The 17208-nt window shown below is 69.1% G+C and carries 15 protein-coding genes and 1 pseudogene; 14 read left to right on the plus strand and 2 right to left on the minus strand.

Annotated elements, in window-relative coordinates:
- Nucleotides 1-47: 47 nt before the first annotated feature.
- The 13 genes from ACF8LI_RS21180 (at nucleotide 48) to ACF8LI_RS21240 (ending at nucleotide 11933) form a co-directional block, all read left to right on the plus strand.
- Nucleotides 48-1256: an arabinose transporter gene (locus ACF8LI_RS21180; RefSeq protein ID WP_026062431.1), complete on the plus strand. Its 1209-nt coding sequence runs from the start codon at nucleotides 48-50 to the stop codon at nucleotides 1254-1256.
- Nucleotides 1249-1857: a siderophore-interacting protein gene (locus tag ACF8LI_RS21185; protein WP_392412847.1), complete on the plus strand. Its 609-nt coding sequence runs from the start codon at nucleotides 1249-1251 to the stop codon at nucleotides 1855-1857. The genes ACF8LI_RS21180 and ACF8LI_RS21185 overlap by 8 nt, the downstream gene beginning before the upstream one ends.
- Nucleotides 1776-2021 carry an SIP domain-containing protein gene (locus tag ACF8LI_RS21190; RefSeq protein WP_392412848.1) on the plus strand — a complete coding sequence of 82 codons (246 nt, stop codon included), beginning with the start codon at nucleotides 1776-1778 and terminating at the stop codon, nucleotides 2019-2021. Before ACF8LI_RS21185 ends, ACF8LI_RS21190 begins: the two co-directional genes overlap by 82 nt.
- Before the next feature lie 137 nt (nucleotides 2022-2158).
- The gene (locus ACF8LI_RS21195; RefSeq protein ID WP_047325908.1) at nucleotides 2159-3595 is read left to right on the plus strand and encodes an amidase; all 1437 of its coding nucleotides are present in this window, start codon (nucleotides 2159-2161) and stop codon (nucleotides 3593-3595) included.
- Between the two features lie 16 nt (nucleotides 3596-3611).
- Nucleotides 3612-4487, plus strand: a complete 876-nt coding sequence (locus ACF8LI_RS21200) for a polysaccharide deacetylase (RefSeq protein ID WP_016449802.1) — start codon at nucleotides 3612-3614, stop codon at nucleotides 4485-4487.
- A gap of 28 nt (nucleotides 4488-4515) precedes the next feature.
- The gene (locus ACF8LI_RS21205) at nucleotides 4516-5961 is read left to right on the plus strand and encodes an MFS transporter (RefSeq protein WP_392412850.1); all 1446 of its coding nucleotides are present in this window, start codon (nucleotides 4516-4518) and stop codon (nucleotides 5959-5961) included.
- A 7-nt stretch (nucleotides 5962-5968) separates the two neighbouring features.
- Complete coding sequence (locus ACF8LI_RS21210; RefSeq protein WP_392412852.1) at nucleotides 5969-6745, plus strand: SDR family NAD(P)-dependent oxidoreductase; 777 nt, start codon at nucleotides 5969-5971, stop codon at nucleotides 6743-6745.
- 11 nt (nucleotides 6746-6756) lie between these two features.
- Complete coding sequence (locus ACF8LI_RS21215) at nucleotides 6757-7515, plus strand: SDR family NAD(P)-dependent oxidoreductase (RefSeq protein ID WP_047217833.1); 759 nt, start codon at nucleotides 6757-6759, stop codon at nucleotides 7513-7515.
- 182 nt (nucleotides 7516-7697) lie between these two features.
- Complete coding sequence (locus tag ACF8LI_RS21220; RefSeq protein ID WP_016449806.1) at nucleotides 7698-7991, plus strand: hypothetical protein; 294 nt, start codon at nucleotides 7698-7700, stop codon at nucleotides 7989-7991.
- Complete coding sequence (locus tag ACF8LI_RS21225; RefSeq protein WP_016449807.1) at nucleotides 7988-9031, plus strand: GTP-binding protein; 1044 nt, start codon at nucleotides 7988-7990, stop codon at nucleotides 9029-9031. Before ACF8LI_RS21220 ends, ACF8LI_RS21225 begins: the two co-directional genes overlap by 4 nt.
- Before the next feature lie 13 nt (nucleotides 9032-9044).
- Nucleotides 9045-10235: a PotD/PotF family extracellular solute-binding protein gene (locus ACF8LI_RS21230; protein ID WP_374005916.1), complete on the plus strand. Its 1191-nt coding sequence runs from the start codon at nucleotides 9045-9047 to the stop codon at nucleotides 10233-10235.
- 63 nt (nucleotides 10236-10298) lie between these two features.
- Nucleotides 10299-11351 (plus strand): GntR family transcriptional regulator, encoded by a 1053-nt coding sequence (locus ACF8LI_RS21235; RefSeq protein WP_392412855.1) that lies wholly within the window; start codon nucleotides 10299-10301, stop codon nucleotides 11349-11351.
- Between the two features lie 192 nt (nucleotides 11352-11543).
- Complete coding sequence (locus ACF8LI_RS21240; RefSeq protein ID WP_016449810.1) at nucleotides 11544-11933, plus strand: hypothetical protein; 390 nt, start codon at nucleotides 11544-11546, stop codon at nucleotides 11931-11933.
- Between the two features lie 12 nt (nucleotides 11934-11945).
- On the opposite strand, the gene ACF8LI_RS21245 is transcribed toward ACF8LI_RS21240, so the two are convergent.
- Entirely contained in the window at nucleotides 11946-13454 is a 1509-nt protein-coding gene (locus ACF8LI_RS21245; protein WP_016449811.1) for a murein L,D-transpeptidase family protein, read from the minus strand.
- Nucleotides 13454-14791: a tetratricopeptide repeat protein gene (locus ACF8LI_RS21250; RefSeq protein ID WP_227740817.1), complete on the minus strand. Its 1338-nt coding sequence runs from the start codon at nucleotides 14789-14791 to the stop codon at nucleotides 13454-13456. Before ACF8LI_RS21250 ends, ACF8LI_RS21245 begins: the two co-directional genes overlap by 1 nt.
- Before the next feature lie 480 nt (nucleotides 14792-15271).
- On the opposite strand from ACF8LI_RS21250, the pseudogene ACF8LI_RS21255 reads away from it, so the two are divergent.
- A pseudogene (locus tag ACF8LI_RS21255) lies at nucleotides 15272-17208 on the plus strand (hypothetical protein); the annotation flags it as partial.

Here is a 17208-nt window from a genome sequence, read left to right on the forward strand (position 1 = left end):
CTGGACATGTGATCTGAGTTTTTACTCGTATTTGAAAGGGAATGCACATGTCTTCCGGAATTTCGCCATCTGCGGCCGCGTCGCCGCCGGTGAATGCATTCGCGCGGCTGCTGCCGCTGACGCTGGCGGTCTTCGTCAGCTTTCTCTGCCTGGGCATGCCCATGCCCGTGCTGCCCCTGCACCTGAGCCAGACCCTGGGACTGGGCACGCTGGGGGTGGGCACGGTGATGGGCTGCCAGTTCGCGGCCGCCCTGCTGTCGCGGGCCTGGGCCGGGTCGCTGGCCGACACGCGCGGCGCCAGGCAGGCCGTGGTGCTGGGCATGGCGCTGGCGGCCGTTTCGGGCCTGGCCTACCTGATGTCACGCGCCTTCGAGGGAGGGCCGGCCGCAGTCTGGGTGCTGGCCGCCGGCCGCGTGCTGCTGGGCTGCGCCGAGAGCCTGATCATCACCGGGGCCTTGAGCTGGGGCGTGGGCATGATCGGTCCGCAAAACGCCGGCAAGGTCATGGCCTGGGTGGGCATTGCCATGTACGGCGCCTATGCGGCGGGCGCGCCGGCCGGCGTGGCGGTGCAGGCGGCCTGGGGCTTCTCCGGCATTGCCGTGGCCACCATCGTGCTGCCGCTGGCCGCCCTGGCCATGGTCTGGGGCCTGCGCGCCACGCCGGCTGCGGCCCAGCGCCGCACGCCGTTCTACAAGGTGCTGGGCACGGTATGGCTTCCCGGCTTGGGGCTGGCCCTGTCCAGCGTGGGCTTTGGCGTGATCACGACCTTTGCAGCGCTGCTGTTCGCATCGCGGGGCTGGGGAGCGGCCTCGCTGGCCTTCACGGCCTTCGGCCTGGCCTTCATCGGCGCGCGCCTGCTCTTCGGCCATCTGCCGGACAAGCTGGGCGGCGTGCGGGTGGCACTGGCCAGCATTCCGCTGGAAGCCGCCGGCCTGCTGCTGATCTGGGGCGGGGGCGATGCGCCATGGGCCTATGCCGGCGCCGCGCTCACCGGCTTCGGCTACTCGCTGGCCTTCCCGGCCTTCGGCGTGGAAGCTGTCCGCCGGGCGCCTGCCCAGGCACGCGGCGCGGCCATGGGCGCCTATGTGGCCTTCTTCGACCTGTCCATGGGGCTGACGGCCCCTGCCGCCGGGCTGCTGGCCAGTGTCACGGGCGTCGGAGACGTGTATTTCGCCGCCGCCGTGAGCGTGGCGCTGTCCATCGCCGTGGCCTTGCTGCTGCGCTTGAACGCAGCCCGGGGAGCCACCCATGGCTGAGCCGATTCACATGCCTGCCGGCACGCAGCGCGCGCTGGGCACCGTGGTGAAGGCGCAATCCGTCACGCCGCGCATGCGCCGCATCACGCTGGGTGGCGAGCAGATCGCCGCCTTCTCGCGGGCGCCTGCCGTGGATGCGCCCGCCGCCTGGGTCAAGCTGTTCCTGCCCACGGGCGAGGGCCGGGCGTACACGCTGCGCAGCGTGGACCGCCAGGCCGGCACGCTGGACATTGACCTGGTACTGCATGGCGATGCGTTCAATGCCAAGCATGAGAACAGCACCTCCGCTGGCGGCGACGGCCCCGCCTCCCGCTGGGCCGCCCAGGCCCGCGTGGGCGAGCAGGTGGCCATTGCCGGCCCGCGCAGCGGCGGCTTCGCCCCGCCGGCCGGCACCGATTGGCTCATGCTGGCGGGCGATGGCTCGGCACTGCCGGCCATGCAATCGATCGCGGCGCGCCTGCCAGCCTCCGCGCGGGTGAAGCCTACGTGGAAATCACCGATGACGGCGAATGCCAGCCCATGGACAGCGCTGCCCGCTGGCGCACCGAGTGGATCACCGCCGCGCCGGGCCAGCCTGGACATAGGCTGTGCCAGCGGCTGATGTACCGGCCGCTGCCGCCGGGCAACGGCTATCTGTGGATGGCGGGCGAGTCAGGCGCCATGCGTGCGCTGAAGCGGCATTTCCTGGACCGTGGCATCGCACCCGGCCAGCTGAGCGCCAAGGGCTACTGGAAGTGCGGCGAAGCGGACCACAAGGACCGCTAGAGCGGCGCAAGCGGCACAAAACGGCCTCCTTCACAGATCAACACAGAGCGCCTCATCCCCCGGGTAATCACCCGGACACGGGATGGAGGTGCTCACTAGAATTCAAAAATGAACTTTGACAACAACATTCAAATTCAATGAAAAACAGCGGCCTCCGGACAGCGCCTGCCTCGGCTTGCGAACTGCATGCAGCCTATGCGGCCGGCACGCTGACGCCCACGCAAGCCACCGAGCATTGCCTGCAAGCGGCCTGTGAAAGCCCGTCCGTGTTCACGCGCATCACGGCGGAGCGCGCGCTGGAAGAGGCCAGGCAATCCACGCAGCGCTGGCGTACGGGCCGCCCGCTCGGGCCGCTGGACGGCGTGCCCATCAGCTGGAAGGACCTGTTCGATGTGCGTGGCACGCCCACCACGGCGGCATCGGCCCTGCTTCGCTCTGCCCCGCCAGCCCCTGCCGATGCCCCCGTGGTGGCGCGGGCCGCGGCGGCAGGCATGGTCTGCCTGGGCAAGACCAACCTCAGCGAGTTCGCCTATTCGGGACTGGGCCTGAACCCTGGCTTCGGCACCCCCGCCAATCCCCGCCTGGGTGGGCGCGCACGGGCGCCTGGCGGCTCCTCCAGCGGCGCGGCCCTGGCCGTGGTGCAGGGCTGCGGGCCGCTGGCCATGGGAACGGACACGGCAGGATCGGTGCGCATTCCCGCAGCCTTCAACGGGCTGGTGGGCTTTCGTGCCAGCCGGGGGCGCTATCCCATGCAAGGGGTCTTTGCGCTGTCACCTTCCCTGGACACGCTGGGGCCGCTGGCCCTGGGCGTGGCCGACTGCATGGCCCTGGACCAGGTGCTGCGCAGCACCGTGCCTGCCGGCGATGCCGCTGCAGGCCCTGCCGTCCCAGGCCCTGTCATAGGCCTGCAGGGACAGGTGTTCGTCATCGACCCCGGCCTGCTGGACGACGACCGAGTGCAGGCGCAGGTGCGCGACGCGATTGCAGCCGGCCTGGCCCTGCTGCAGCGGCAGGGCGCCCGCGTGCAGCGGCGCCGGCTGCAAAGCCTGGACACGGTGCAGACGCTGACGCAGCGCCATGGCTGGCTGGGCGCGCATGAGGCATTGGCCACGCACCGCGAGCGCCTGGATGCCCCGGAGCAGGCCGCGCGCATGGACCCGCGTGTGCGCAGCCGGCTGGCGGCCGCAAGGCATCTGGACCATGGCGGCTACCTGCAACTGCTGGCACGGCGCCAGCCATTGATGGCGCTGTTTGCGCAGGAGCTGGGCGGCGCCACCCTGGTGCTGCCCACGGTGGGCCATCCGGCGCCGCTGCTGCAGCCCCTGCTGGAAGACGACGCGCTGTTTGCCCAGACCAATCTCGCCACGCTGCGCCTGACCATGCCCGGCAGCTTCCTGGATGCGCCGGCCGTGGCCCTGCCCTGCGGCGCCCTGTGCCTGCAAGGCCCTGGCGCGAGCACCGAACGGCTTCCCATCGGCCTGCAGCTGATGCGCCCGCAGGGCGATGACGACCGGCTGCTGCGCATTGCCCTGGCCGTCGAACAGGCGCTTTCTTCCCTCAACCGTTCCCAGTGAAAAAGGAGTGCATGCAATGAGCAAGGACATACAGATCACGTTTGGCGTGGACGTCGATGCCGTCGGCGGCTGGCTCGGCTCGTATGGCGGGGAGGACTCGCCCGACGACATCTCGCGCGGCATGTTCGCGGGCGAGGTCGGCTCGCTGCGGCTGCTCAGGCTGTTCGACAAATACGGCCTCAAGACCACCTGGTTCATCCCGGGCCACTCTGCCGAGACCTTTCCCGAGCAGATGAAGGCCGTGGTGGACGCGGGCCATGAGATCGGCATCCACGGCTACAGCCACGAGAACCCGATTGCCATGACGCCCGAGCAGGAGGAAGCGGTGCTCGACCGCAGCATCGAGGTCATCACGCGGCTGGCCGGCCGCGCGCCCACGGGCTACGTCGCTCCGTGGTGGGAATTCAGCCCGGTCACCAACGAGCTGCTGCTCAAGAAAGGCATCAAGTACGACCACAGCCTGATGCACAACGACTTCCACCCGTACTACGTGCGCGTGGGCGACCAGTGGACCCGCATCGACTACAGCAAGCATCCCGACACCTGGATGAAGCCCCTGGTGCGCGGAAAGGAGACACGGCTGGTCGAGATCCCCGCCAACTGGTACCTGGACGACCTGCCGCCCATGATGTTCATCAAGAAGTCGCCCAACAGCCACGGCTTCGTCAACCCGCGCGACATAGAGCAGATGTGGCGCGACCAGTTCGACTGGGTCTACCGCGAGCACGACTACGCGGTCTTCCCCATCACCATCCACCCCGATGTCTCCGGCCGGCCCCAGGTGCTGCTGATGCTGGAGCGCCTGATCGAGCATTTCCAGTCGCACGACGGCGTGCGCTTCATGACGTGCGACCAGATCGCCGACGACTTCCTGCGCCGCCAGCCGCGTTGATGCCGCATCCCACCTCAGCGAGGACACCATGAATACCTCCGCCATTGCCTCCGACGCCCCAGGCGCCGGCCATCCGGCCCCGGCCGGGACCGATGCCCCCTGGACCGCGCCCACCGTGACGCGCAGGCAGGTCAGCTACGCCACCTGGGTCTGCTTTTTCGCCTGGGTGTTCGCCGTCTACGACTTCATCCTCTTCGGCACCCTGCTGCCGCAACTGGGCGAGCACTTCCAGTGGAGCGCCGAGCAGCAGGCGCGGCTGAACACCTGGGTGACGCTGGGCACGGTGATCGTGGCCTTCGGCATCGGCCCCATCGCCGACCGGCTGGGCCGGCGCAAGGGCATCATCATCGCCGTGGCGGGCGCCGCGCTGTGCTCGGGCCTGACGGCGCTGGCCGGCTGGGTGATCGGGCTGTCGGCGGGGCTGGGCTTCGTGCTGCTGATCGTGGTGCGCTCGCTGGCGGGCCTGGGCTATGCAGAGCAAAGCATCAACGCCACCTACCTGAGCGAGCTGTTCTCCCTGGTCTACACGGACCCGGCCTCCCTGCGCCGGCGCGGCTTCATCTACTCGCTGGTGCAAGGCGGCTGGCCCGTGGGCGCGGTGCTCACGGCCGTGCTGGTGGCCCTGCTGTATCCGCTGGGCGAGCGCTGGTTCGGCCAGGGCGGCGGCTGGGTGCTGTCCTTCGTGTTCGCCATGTTCCCCGCCCTGGTGATTGCCGTGCTGGGCCGCCGGCTGGTGGAGACGCCCCAGTTCCTGACCGCGCGTCGCGTGGCCGATCTGCGCCGCGCCGGGCGCGAGGCAGAGGCCATGCGCCTGGCGCAGGAGCATGGCGCCAGCCCACAGCAGGAGCAGCACACCGGCCTGTCGGCCATGTTCCGCGGTGCCTCGCTGCGGCCCACGCTGTCGCTGGCCCTGGGCTTTTTTCTGAACTGGTTCGCCATCGTGATCTTCGCGGTGCTGGGCACCTCGGTGCTGGGCGGCGCCGGTGGCACGCCGGGCAAGGGCGTGGATTTCTCCAGCGCGCTGCAGGTGCTCATCATCTCCAATCTCGCGGGCTTCCTGGGCTATGTCTTCCATGGCTGGCTCGGTGACCGCATAGGCCGGCGCAACGCCGTGGCCATAGGCTGGATGCTGGGTGGCCTGGCCTTCGCGCTCATGCTGAACGCGCCCTCGGGCGACTTCTGGCGCATCGTGCCGCTGTACTCGCTGGGGCTGTTCTTCCTGATCGGCCCCTATGCAGCGGCCCTCTTCCTGATCGGCGAGAGCTTTCCCAGCCACATCCGCGCCACGGCCAGCTCCTTCGTCAACGCCATGGGCCAGGTGGGCGCCATCGCGGCAGGCTTTGGCGTGACCTGGACGCTGTCGCAAGGCTCGGACTGGGTGCAGGCGGCGCTGTACTGGGGCGCCATTCCCTGCGCGGCCTCGGGCCTGCTGATGTTTCTGGCGCCCCATGTCGATCCCGAGACCGTGAAGTGAGGCCGCCATGAACCCGGACACCCCCAGCAACAAGGTGGCCCTCGTCACGGACGCCGCCAGCGGCATCGGCCAGGCGCTGGCCCTGGCCTATGCGCAGGCAGGCATTGCCGTGGCCGGCAGCTACTACCCCCGGGATCCGCACGATCCCGGCCAGACCCTGGAACTCGTCGAACGCGCGGGCGGGCGGTGCGTCATGGAGGCGGTCGATGTGGGCGATGCCGAACAGGTCGAGCACCTGGCCCGGGTCGCCGTGGACCGCTTCGGCCGGCTGGACTTCGCCGTCGCCAATGCAGGTTTGCTGCGCCAGGCGGCCCTGGCCGAGATGAGCGATGCGCAGTGGCAGGAGGTCATCAACATCGACCTGGGCGGCGTCATGCGCACCTTCCGGGCCAGCGCGCGCCACATGGCGGCGGGCGGGGCCATGGTGGCCGTCTCCTCCATTGCAGGCGGCGTCTACGGCTGGGAGCAGCATGCCCACTATGCGGCCGCCAAGGCAGGCGTGCCCGGGCTGTGCCGCGCCGTGGCCATGGAGCTGGCACCGCGCGGCATACGCTGCAACGCCGTGATTCCGGGCCTGATCGAGACGCCGCAGTCGCTAGACCCGGTCAACTCGCTGGGCCCGGCGGGCCTGGCGCAGGCGGCAAAAAGCATTCCGTTGGGGCGTGTCGGGCAGGCCCGAGAAATCGCTGCCCTGATCCGCTTCCTGACCAGCGACGAGGCTTCCTACATCACCGGCCAATCCATCATTGCCGACGGCGGCCTGACCGTGCGCTGGCCCAGTTGAGGACATCCGACATGAACACCTCCAAGCCCCTGGACGGCCGCCGCGCCGTCGTGACAGGCGCCGGCAGCGGCATCGGCGAGGCCATCGCCCTGGCCTATGCGCAGGCCGGCGCGCGGCTGCTGCTGGCCGACATCGATGCCGCGCGGGCCGAGGACGTGGCCTGGCGCTGCCGCGCGCTAGGCACGCAGGCCGAGACCGTCATCGGCGACGTGGGCGACGAGTCCACGGCCCACCGCATCATCGACCGCTGCGTGCAGGCCTTCGGCGGCATCGACATCCTGGTCAACAACGCCGGCATGCTCACCCAGTCGCGCTGTGCCGACATGTCCACCGCGATGTGGGACGAGATGCTGCGCGTGGACCTGCGCAGCGTCTTCCTGTGCGCGCGGCGCGCAGTGCCGCACATGCAGGCCCAGCGCTGGGGACGCATCATCAGCATCGCCTCGCAGCTGGGCATCAAGGGCGGCGTGGAGCTGAGCCACTATGCGGCGGCCAAGGCCGGCGTGATCGGCTTCACCAAGTCGCTGGCGCTGGAAGTGGCACCCGACAATGTCCTGGTCAATGCCATTGCCCCCGGCCCCATCGCCACGCCGCTGGTCGACGGCATCAGCGCGGACTGGAAACGCGCCAAGGAGGCCAGCCTGCCGCTGGGCCGCTTCGGCCGCGCCGACGAGGTGGCTCCCACGGCCGTGCTGCTGGCCTCCGACCCCGGCGGCAATCTGTATGTGGGGCAGACGCTGGGGCCCAATTCCGGCGATGTCATGCCGTGAAAAGAAGCACCCCCTGAGTCGCTTCGCGCCTTCCCCCTCTCTTCGGAGGGGGGCGTACGGGCAGCCGGCGACACCCTCGGTGCGGGGCGGCACGGCCGGCATAGGCCCTTCCTGGGTGTCTCTGCTCTTTGGCTGCGCCAGTTTCGCAGGCGGCTCCATTCGCAACCGAAAGGGTTTCTGTCATGTGTGGAATGTGCGGTTTGCTGCAGGGCTCCGGCCACTGGAGCCAGGCGCCGGCCGGATCGGCCGGGCGCCGCCAGCGGCTGATTCAGATTGCGCGCGCCAACCGGCTGCTGGCGCTGTGGCGGCTGCGGCTCAGCGACTTCCACGGCCAGTCCTACCTGCTGCAGGGGCCTACGGGCGCCAGCGTTCTGGTGCCCGACTTCGGTGCGTTGTGGCCTGCGGCCGAGCGGCTGCTGGCCCGCGAGCTGGATCCGCTGGCCATGCCCTGGCCGCAACCGGAGCAGGCGCCATGACCGGCGATGCACGCCTGCCCGTGGGTGTGCTCACGGGTTCTCTGGGCAGCGGCAAGACCACGCTGCTCAGGCAATGGCTGCAGGACTCTCCCGCTGCCGAGACCGCCGTGCTGATCAACGAATTCGGCGCCGTGGGGCTGGACCATCTGCTGGTGGGCCGCATCGACGCCGACACGGTGCTGCTGGACAACGGCTGCATCTGCTGCGCCATCCGCGGCGAACTCAAGGAGGCGCTGTGGCGGCTGCACCAGCGCCGCGAGCGCGGCGAGCTGCCTGCGTTCCAGCGCGTGCTGATCGAAACCACGGGCCTTGCCGCGCCCGGCCCGGTGATCGCCACCCTCATAGGGGATGCGCAATTGCGCCAGGTCTTCAGGCCCGCCCATGTCGCCACCGTGGTCGATGCCCTGCACGCGGCCACGCATGCGCAGCGGCCCGAATGGCAGGCCCAGGTCGCCGCCGCCGACCGGCTGTACCTGAGCAAGACCGACCTGGCCCGGCCGCAGGACGCCGAGGCGCTGCGCGCGCAGCTTGCCAGGCTCAATCCGCTGGCCGTGCTCGGCAACAGCCGCCAGGCGCTGCCAGCCTGGCAGGAGCAGCCCGTGCAGGAGAGCAATTGGCTGGCACGCGCCATTGCAGGCACGCCTCGCAGCCGCAAGGGCCAGGAGCCGCACGGCAGCATCCAGGCCTTCTGCCTGGAACTCGACGGCCCCGTGGACTGGTGTGCGCTGACGCTGTGGCTGACCTGGCTGCTGCACCGCCATGGCGAGCGGGTGCTGCGGCTCAAGGGGCTCGTGGCCGTGGCCGCCGAAGGATGGCCGCAGGGGCAGCCGACGGTGCTGCACGGCATGGGCCATCTGATGCATGCGCCCGAGCATCTGGCCGAATGGCCCGGTGGCGACGGCCGCTCGCGCCTGGTCTTCATCGCCTCGGGGCTCAACGGGCAGCAGGTGGACGACTCCTGGCAGTCGTTCCAGCGTTTCTTCGCGCAGGACAATGGGGCGCAGCCCGGCGCCGCACCCGGCCCGGCCGCCTTCCATTGACAAGGAACACCCCATGCGCAAGAAGATGCCTGAACTGCGGGTACTGGGCACCTCGGTGACCCTGACCGAGGCCATGCGCCGCCGCGCCGAGCAGGACCTGGGCCTGCGCATCCGCTTCGAGGTGCTCGACGGCTTCGACGCGCAGCGCCAGGCCGTCATGCGCCAGGACAGCTTCGATCTCTACGACCAGTGGTTCCACAGCCTGGACTGCCTGTGGCCGACAGGGGCGCTGCAACCCATAGACATCGGCAGGCTGGCGCATTGGGACGAGGTCAACGCCCTGCCCAAGACCGGGCGCATCACGCCGCAGGCGGCCCTGGGCGCGGGCTGCAACCCGGCCATGCGCCTGTACGTGCAGGCCGATGGCACCCTGGGCGGCACGCCCGCATCGCGCATCAGCATGCTGCCGCTGACGCACAACGCCGACAGCTTCGTCTACCTGCCCGCCGCCGTGCCAGATCTGTTCGCGCAGACCGAGGAGAGCTGGTCGTGGCTGCTGTCTCCCGCCTGCCGTGGCCGTGCGGCCCTGCAGGCGGATGCGGCCATCGGCGCGCTGGATGCGGCCCTGGCCCTGCAGGCCGGCGGCGACATGCGTTTTGGCGACATCAGCAACCTGGGACTGGAGGAGATCGACCAGATGATGGCCCTGCTGCTGCAGCGGCAGGAGTCGGAGCAGTTCCGGGGCTTCTGGGGCAACTACGCCGATGCGGCGCGGCTGATGATCGATGCCGGCGTCGCCATACAAAGCCACTGGTCGCCGGCCATCGCCCACTACCGCGCGGCGGGGCTGGACTACCGGCTGGCCTGCCCGCGCGAAGGCTACCGGGCCTGGTACGGCGGCCTGGGCATCTCCAGCCAGGCCAGGGGCGACACGCTGGATGCCGCCTACCGCTACCTGAACTGGTGGCAGTCCGGCTGGCCCGGTGCGGCGATGGCACGGCAGGGCTACTACATCTCCAACCCGCTGCGCAGCCGCGAGCACCTGCGCGCCAGCGAATGGGACTACTGGTACGCCGGCCTGCCTGCCGCCGAGGACCTGCGGGGCACCGACGGACAGATCTTGATCCCGCGCGGCAGCGTGCGCGACGGCGGCTCCTACGAGCAGCGCCTGGGCCACATCGCCGTCTGGAACACCGTCATGGACGAGCACAACTACCTGGTGCGCCAATGGGCCACGCTGCTGCGCCGCGCCCGCCCCTTATAGTCCTGCCGGATACCGGCCCCCTTTGCGGCGGCCGGTGCACAGGTACATGCAGATGAAGCAGGAATGACAAGAGCCACCCCAGCACCCACGCAGCTTGCCCGCGACGAGGAAGCAGGCCCCGGCGAATCCGGTGAATCCGGCGATCCCGGCGAACGCCGGCTGCGCTATGAACTGATACGCCAGCGCCTGCGCGGGGCCATCGTCGAGCAGCGGATCGAGCCCGGCCTGGTGCTGCTGGAGGGGCCGGTGGCCAAGGTCTTCGGCACCAGCCGCATACCCGTGCGCAAGGCCTTCGAGCTGCTGCATGCCGAAGGGCTGCTGTGCACCTTCGACGGACGCGGCTACCTGGTGGCCCGGCCCGGGCAGGCCGTGCAGCCCCAGCGCCTGCCGCTGGACGCGCGGGCCCTGGGCCTGGAGGAGGGCAACGCCACCATCCACATCCCCTCGGAAAGCGAGCGCATCCACGACGAGCTGGAGCAGACCATCTCCATCGCCATGATCTTCGGGCGCTTCCAGATCGACGAAAGCGCGGCCATGGAGCACTTCAACGTGAACCGCGTGGCCCTGCGCGAGGTGCTGAGCCGGCTCGTGGACCGGGGACTGGTGGACAAGAGCACCTATGCCTCCTGGCGCGTGGCGGCGTTGACGGCACGCGCGGTGAACCAGGACTTCGAGCTGCTGGCGCTGCTGGCTCCCGCGGCGCTGCGCGAAAGCGGCCCGCGCCTGGACAGGGACATGCTCGCAGACCTGCGCCGCCGCCTGCACGCCCCCGCCGCAACGCAAGCGCAGGAGCTTTTGCGGCTGGAGCAGCACCTGCACGGCGCCTTGCTGGCACGGCATCCCAACCACAAGCTGGTGGGCATGCTGCAGCAGTGCCAGATGCCGTGGCTGATCCACAGCACCTTTGACCGCATGTTCCCGCAGTCGCCCAACCCGCCCCTGCTCGAGAACTGCCGCCAGGTCATCGACGCCCTGTGGGATGGTGAGTACGAGCGGGCCGCGCAGGCGCTGCAGGACTACCTGGCCCAGGCACGCAAGCGCGCCCAGCTGCAGCTCAAGGTCCTGTCCGTGCTGCCCGAGGCGCAGCTGCCGGCCTATCTGGTGCGGCAGTCGTGACCCCCTGAGGGACGCATCGGGCCAGGCAGGGCCGAAGCGGACAAGACTGCGACCGGTGCGCCTGGTTGCATGTGCAACCACCGGTTTGCGCCGGGTTCACCGGGCGTTTACGCAAGCGCGGCATATTGGGCGGCCGACAGGGAACCGCAGGAACCCACAGGTACCGAAGGACCGCACCGAAAGACCGCACCGATGAATGCCCTGCGCATCAGCACCACCGTCTTCACCGAAGCCAGATTCTGGAGCCTGGTGGTTTTCTCGGTCGTTCTTCCCTGCGCCATCTACGCCGCCCTGCTGGCCAAGCGCAGCATCTCGCGCACCACGGTGCTGCTGTTCGGGCTGGCCCTGGTGGCCATGGCGGGGGTGGATGTCTACCTGCTGCAAAGCCTGGCCTCGGCGGCCAAGGCGACGCCTTCGCTGTCCGACAACACCCTCTTCGTCTCCGAGCTGTCCACGGCGCTGTACCTTCTGCCGGCCATGATTGGCGGCATCGGCGTGAACATGACCTCGCATGTGCTGATACAGCATCTGTTCGATGCGGAGCGCCGCTTCGACAGCAACCGCCACAACGAGAACACCTGAGCTGCGCCGGGCTCAGCCCATCACGTCCTCGGAGAAAAGCTGCCAGCGCCCGCCCGTCTTGCGCCAGTACTGGCGCAGCGGCAGGCCCTCGGCAAAGGACTTGCTGCTGGCGCGCAGGTTGACCACGCGGATCTCGCCCTTGGCGTCCTTCCAGGAATAGATGGACAGGTCCTGCAGCGTCACGCCGGGGCGGTTGAGGTAGGCGGCCAGCCGCTCCTGTGATGTGCGCGAGGCCGGCGACTGCAGCAGGTCGGGCGCGTAGAGGGCGGCCAGCTTGCGCGGGTCCGCACCGTTCCAGGCGCTCTTCCAGTCGTCGATGACGCGCACGAAGGCGTCTGCCGCCTTCTGCTGGGCCTGGGCCTTGGGGGCCACCCATTGCAGCTTTTCGCGGATCAGCACCGGCGTCTGCCGGTCCACGGTCTGCATGAGCAAGGTGAGATCGGGGTTGGCCAGCACCAGGCAGCCATCGCTGGCCTCGGGCGCCCGCGAGAACTGGTCGGGCGGCGAGCCATGCAGCCAGATGCCGCTGCCCGAGCGGCCCACGGCCTTGTCCCAGTCATTGGGAAAGTTCACCGTGAGCGCACCCTTGCCATAGAACTCCGGCAGACGGGGCCCGGGGATGTGGCGGCCCACGAAGTAGATGCCCAGCGGCGTGCGCTGGTCGCCTTCCTGCCATTTGTCGGTGCCCAGCTTGCCCACGGAGACATAGAAGTCCCCCAGCAGCCGCAGCCCGCCTGCCTCATGGGCGAACAGGTACAGCCGCGACTTGCTGGCGTCGATGGCAATGGCATGCCGCACGGATGCGCCCAGCATCAAAAACTCGCCGGGAACGGAACCCGCAGGCGGCGCGCCGCTGTCCGCCTGCAGCCGGCGCTTGAGTTCGTTTTGCAGATCCTGCAGCTGGGCCTGCGCGGGACTGGCCGGACCCTCCAGCCGTGTGACGCTGCCCACGGACAGGTTGTGCCGCACCAGCACGCCCTGGCCCGGATGGCTGGGGGCGGCGGACGCAGCCACGGGCGTGCCCGCCAGCACCTCGCCGGCACGGCCGGTCTTGAAGCGCAGCAGGTCTGCATATACCAGCTGGGCTGCGCGGAAATTGGGGACTTCGGCGGTGAGATCGGCGGCCGCCTTCAGGGCGCCATCCAGATCCCGCTGCTCCACCTGGCGGATGATGGCCAGCAGGCGGGCCTCCGCCTGGCTTTGCGAGCCGGCCGCCGCCTTGGCATGGCCTGCCGTGGCAGCGACGCCGCCTGCCGTAGCCGCCACCGCAGCGGCGGCCACGGCCGTCTTGCCCGACGCCGAGCGCAGCCTGGCTGCGCCGGCCTTGCCGGTCTTGCTGGTCTTGCCCGTTGCAGGCTTGGCGGATGCCGTCTTGGAGGCCTTGGCCGGCTTGGCGTAGGCCGCCGTGCCGAACGACATCGTGGACAGAGCGGCCAGCAGCACGGCCACGCCGGCGGCCCGCGCATGCAGGCGCAGCAAGCCGGCGGATGACCGTGCCAGGGGGCGCGCTCTTTCAGGCATCAGGAACCGGTTCCTTCGTGGGTGATGCGCCATTGTCCCTTTTCGCGCTGCATGCGCAGGGTCTTGCGGGTCGTGGTCTTGAGCGCGCCCGATGCGTAGTACTGGCGGAACTGGGCCGTGGCCTTGTCGCCGTCCACCGTCACCTTGAGGTCGCGCACGGTGACGACGATGGTGGTGCGTCCGACAATGCGCTGGCGGCGCTGTTCCTTCCACTTGGCCAGGCTGCTGCCATCGGCCGGGGAGAAGTGGTCGCTGTAGGCGTCCAGGTAGCGGTCCATGTCCTGTCCGGCCCAGGCGGTGGACCAGGCCTTGACGGCGGCCTCCACTTCCTGCGCTGCGGCCGACTGGGCCGCCTTCTTCTCGTCGACGGCAGGCGCTGCCTTGGCGGGCTCGGCGGCGGCCACAGCGGCGGCGGCAGGGGCCGCAGCGGTGGTGGTCACGGCGGCGGCCTTGGCCGCAGCCTGCCTGGCTTCCTCGGCAGCGCGCGCCTTGTCCTGTGCGGCCTGGGCAGCCTTCTCCTGGGCCAGCCTGGTCTCGGCGGCCTTGGCTTCCGCTGCCTTGGCCTGGGCCAGCTTGGCCTCCGCTGCCTTGGCCTCTGCGGCCTTGGCTTCCGCCGCCTTGGCTTCTGCGGCCTTGGCCTGCGCTGCCTTGGCATCGGCGGCCTTCACTTCAGCGGCCTTGAATTCGGCGGCCTTGGCCTCTGCCGCCTTGGTCTCGGCGGCGCGGGCCTCGGCCAGCTTGGCGTCGGATTCGCGGGCCTTGGCATCGGCCGCCTTGGCATCGGCGACCTTGGTCGAGGCAGCTGCAGCCTGGACCGTCTTGCCCTGGGCGCCACCTTGCTTGGGGAAGATCTGCGTGATCAGGGCCAGCTTGGGCTGGATGGCCTGGCGCGATCCGTCCAGCTGCAAGGCCTTGGCATAGGCATCGCTGGCCATGCGCGCATACAGGTCGCCCAGGTTCTCATGCGCCGTGGCGTAGCTGGGGTTGGTGCGAATGGCCTGCTCCAGCACTTCCGAGGCCTTGCGTTCCTGGCCTTCGGCGGCGTACAGCACGGCCAGGTTGTTGTAGGGCTCGGGCAGGCTGGGGTAGTCACGGGTCAACGCCGTGAAGATCTTGATGGCCTGGGCGTTCTGGCGCTGCTCCGCGGCGATCACGCCCTGCAGAAAGCGCATCTGCACATCGGCCGGGTTTTGCTTGAGGTAGGCCTCGGCCTGCTTGGCGGCCTGGGGCGCCTTGCCCTGCTCCAGCAGCCGTGAGACCTCGTCCACCGCCTCCTGCGATGCATGGGCAAACGCCCCGCACAAAGCCGCCCCCAGACTGAAGGCGGCAATGGCCACGGGCCGGGCTATCCGCAAATAGGTACGACCCGGCACTCGCGACGGAACTCTGGACGAAATCAGCATATGGGCGCTCTCTACGCAATGAAAGTTGGAAGACGGGCCTGTTCGCTTTTGGGCTTACTGCATGCGCCGATACACGCCTGCAGCCAAAAGCCAGCGATTTTATAGGCGAAAGCCATCTTGCCCCGCTGCATGGGCCCGCGAGTCAAGGGCCATGAAACATGGCGCGGCACCGGCGCCCGAGTAACGGAGCAGACCCGGCAGCGTTACGTAACGTGTGCCGTAACAGACCCTTGATGAGACATTGTGATCAATAGATAAATCCATACAAATCAATATCTTAGGATGATTCCTAGGCCATCCGGACCTGCAGCGTGCACGTGGCATGCATGTTGCACAAAAGGGCTCGACAGATTTTTCACGGCTTCCAAGCCACCGTCTGACCTTGTCGTCTCAACCCTTGTCTGGAGAGAGTAAATGACCGCCCAATCGATGCAGCCCACCGGCAACACCACCGTCAGCCCCGTGCAGTTCGGTGACCCGCAGCCCTCCAGCGTTGTGCTTGCGCAGCTCAATACGTCGAACATGCAGCCCGGCGCAGCCGCAGCGGTCATGTCCCGGGGCACGCCTCCCGCCACGCTGTCCCAGGTCAGCCCGGGCGTGCAGATCGTGCGCAATGGGGAAACCCTGATGGCCCAGCCGGGCAGTGCCCTGCAGGTCGGCGACAAGATCATCGTGCCCGCCGATGGCAGCGCCAAGGCGCTGTTCCAGGGCAAGGACGGCCAGACCCTGGTCGGCACCTTCGAGGGCGGCACCCAGGCCACGCTGGCCCAGCGCGAGGGTGATGGCGCAGGCGCCATGGTGCTGGACCTGGCATCTGGCAACGTCCAGGTGGCGCCCGCCAGTGACGGTGACGCCGTGGGCCTGATCGTGACCAAGGAAAGCGCCGCAGCCGCAGCCGGCGGCTCCGTGCTCAGCGACTTCCTGCTGGCCGGCCTGATCGGCGCGGGCGGCGTGGGCCTGATCGCCGCAGCCAGCAACGACGACGACGACCCAGCCCCCCCGGTGCCGACCGATCCCACGAATCCGACCAACCCCACGGATCCCACGAATCCGACCAATCCCACGAACCCGACCAACCCGACCAATCCGACGGATCCCACCAACCCGACGAATCCTACGAATCCCACGGATCCGACGAACCCTACGAACCCCACCAATCCTACGAACCCCACCAATCCGACCAATCCCACGGATCCCACGAACCCGACCAATCCTACGAACCCGACCAATCCGACCAACCCCACGGATCCCACGAACCCGACCAACCCCACGAACCCGACCAATCCGACCAACCCCACGGATCCCACGAACCCGACCAACCCCACGAATCCGACCAATCCGACCAATCCCACGGATCCCACGAACCCGACCAACCCCACGAATCCGACCAATCCGACCAACCCCACGGATCCCACGAACCCGACCAACCCTACGAACCCCACCAATCCGACCAACCCCACGGATCCCACCAACCCGACCAACCCCACCAATCCCACGGACCCGACGAACCCGACCAATCCGACCAATCCCACGGACCCCACCAATCCGACGGATCCCACGGATGGCCACGGCCTGATCACCTCCGTGCAGGACGTGGTGGGTGCGCTGTCCGGTGGCACGGTCGCCGGCCCGGTGGGCAACCTGATCGATACGCTGGTCAATCCCGGCAGCGGCACGCTGTCCGGGGTGACAGGCCTGCTGGAGAGCCTGACCAGCACCAATGGCGGGCCGCTGGGCGTGCTCACCGAGCTGGTGGACGGCCTGGTCAACATCCAGAACCAGGGCCTGGAGCCCCTGATCAGCACGCTCAATGAGCTGCTCAAGGGCCTGGATGAAGCGGGCTCCGGCGGCTCCATCGGCACGGTAGTGGACAACGTGCTCGGCGGCCTGCTCGACGAAGACGGTGCGCTGGGCGGCCTGCTCGCCGGCGTGGGTGGCCTGCTGGGCGGCCTGGTGGGCGGCGGAACGGGCAACCCGCCCGGCACGCCTGACAGCGGGGTGGTCACGTCCGTGCAGGACGTCGTGGACGGCCTGCTGGGCGGCACGGTGGCAGCGCCTGTGGGCCAGTTGCTGGATGCCCTGGCCAATCCCACGGACGGACTGCTGTCCACCGTGACCGGCGCGCTGGAGAACCTGACCAATGTCGAGGGCGGCCCCCTGGGTGTGCTGACCGAACTGGTCAACGGCCTCACCCAGGTGGACGGCGAAGGCCTGGCCCCGGTGATCGGCACGCTCAACGAGCTGATTGCCGGCCTGGGCAACGGCCTGGGCGAAGATGGGCTCGGCGGACTGGTCGGCAGCCTGCTGGGTGGATTGGTGCCCGGCGGCGGCACGGGTGGCGGCACGGGAGA

It is taken from the genome of Delftia sp. WSY_12 (genome assembly GCF_043104645.1).
In the GTDB taxonomy this organism is placed as follows: Bacteria; Pseudomonadota; Gammaproteobacteria; order Burkholderiales; family Burkholderiaceae_C; genus Comamonas; species Comamonas tsuruhatensis.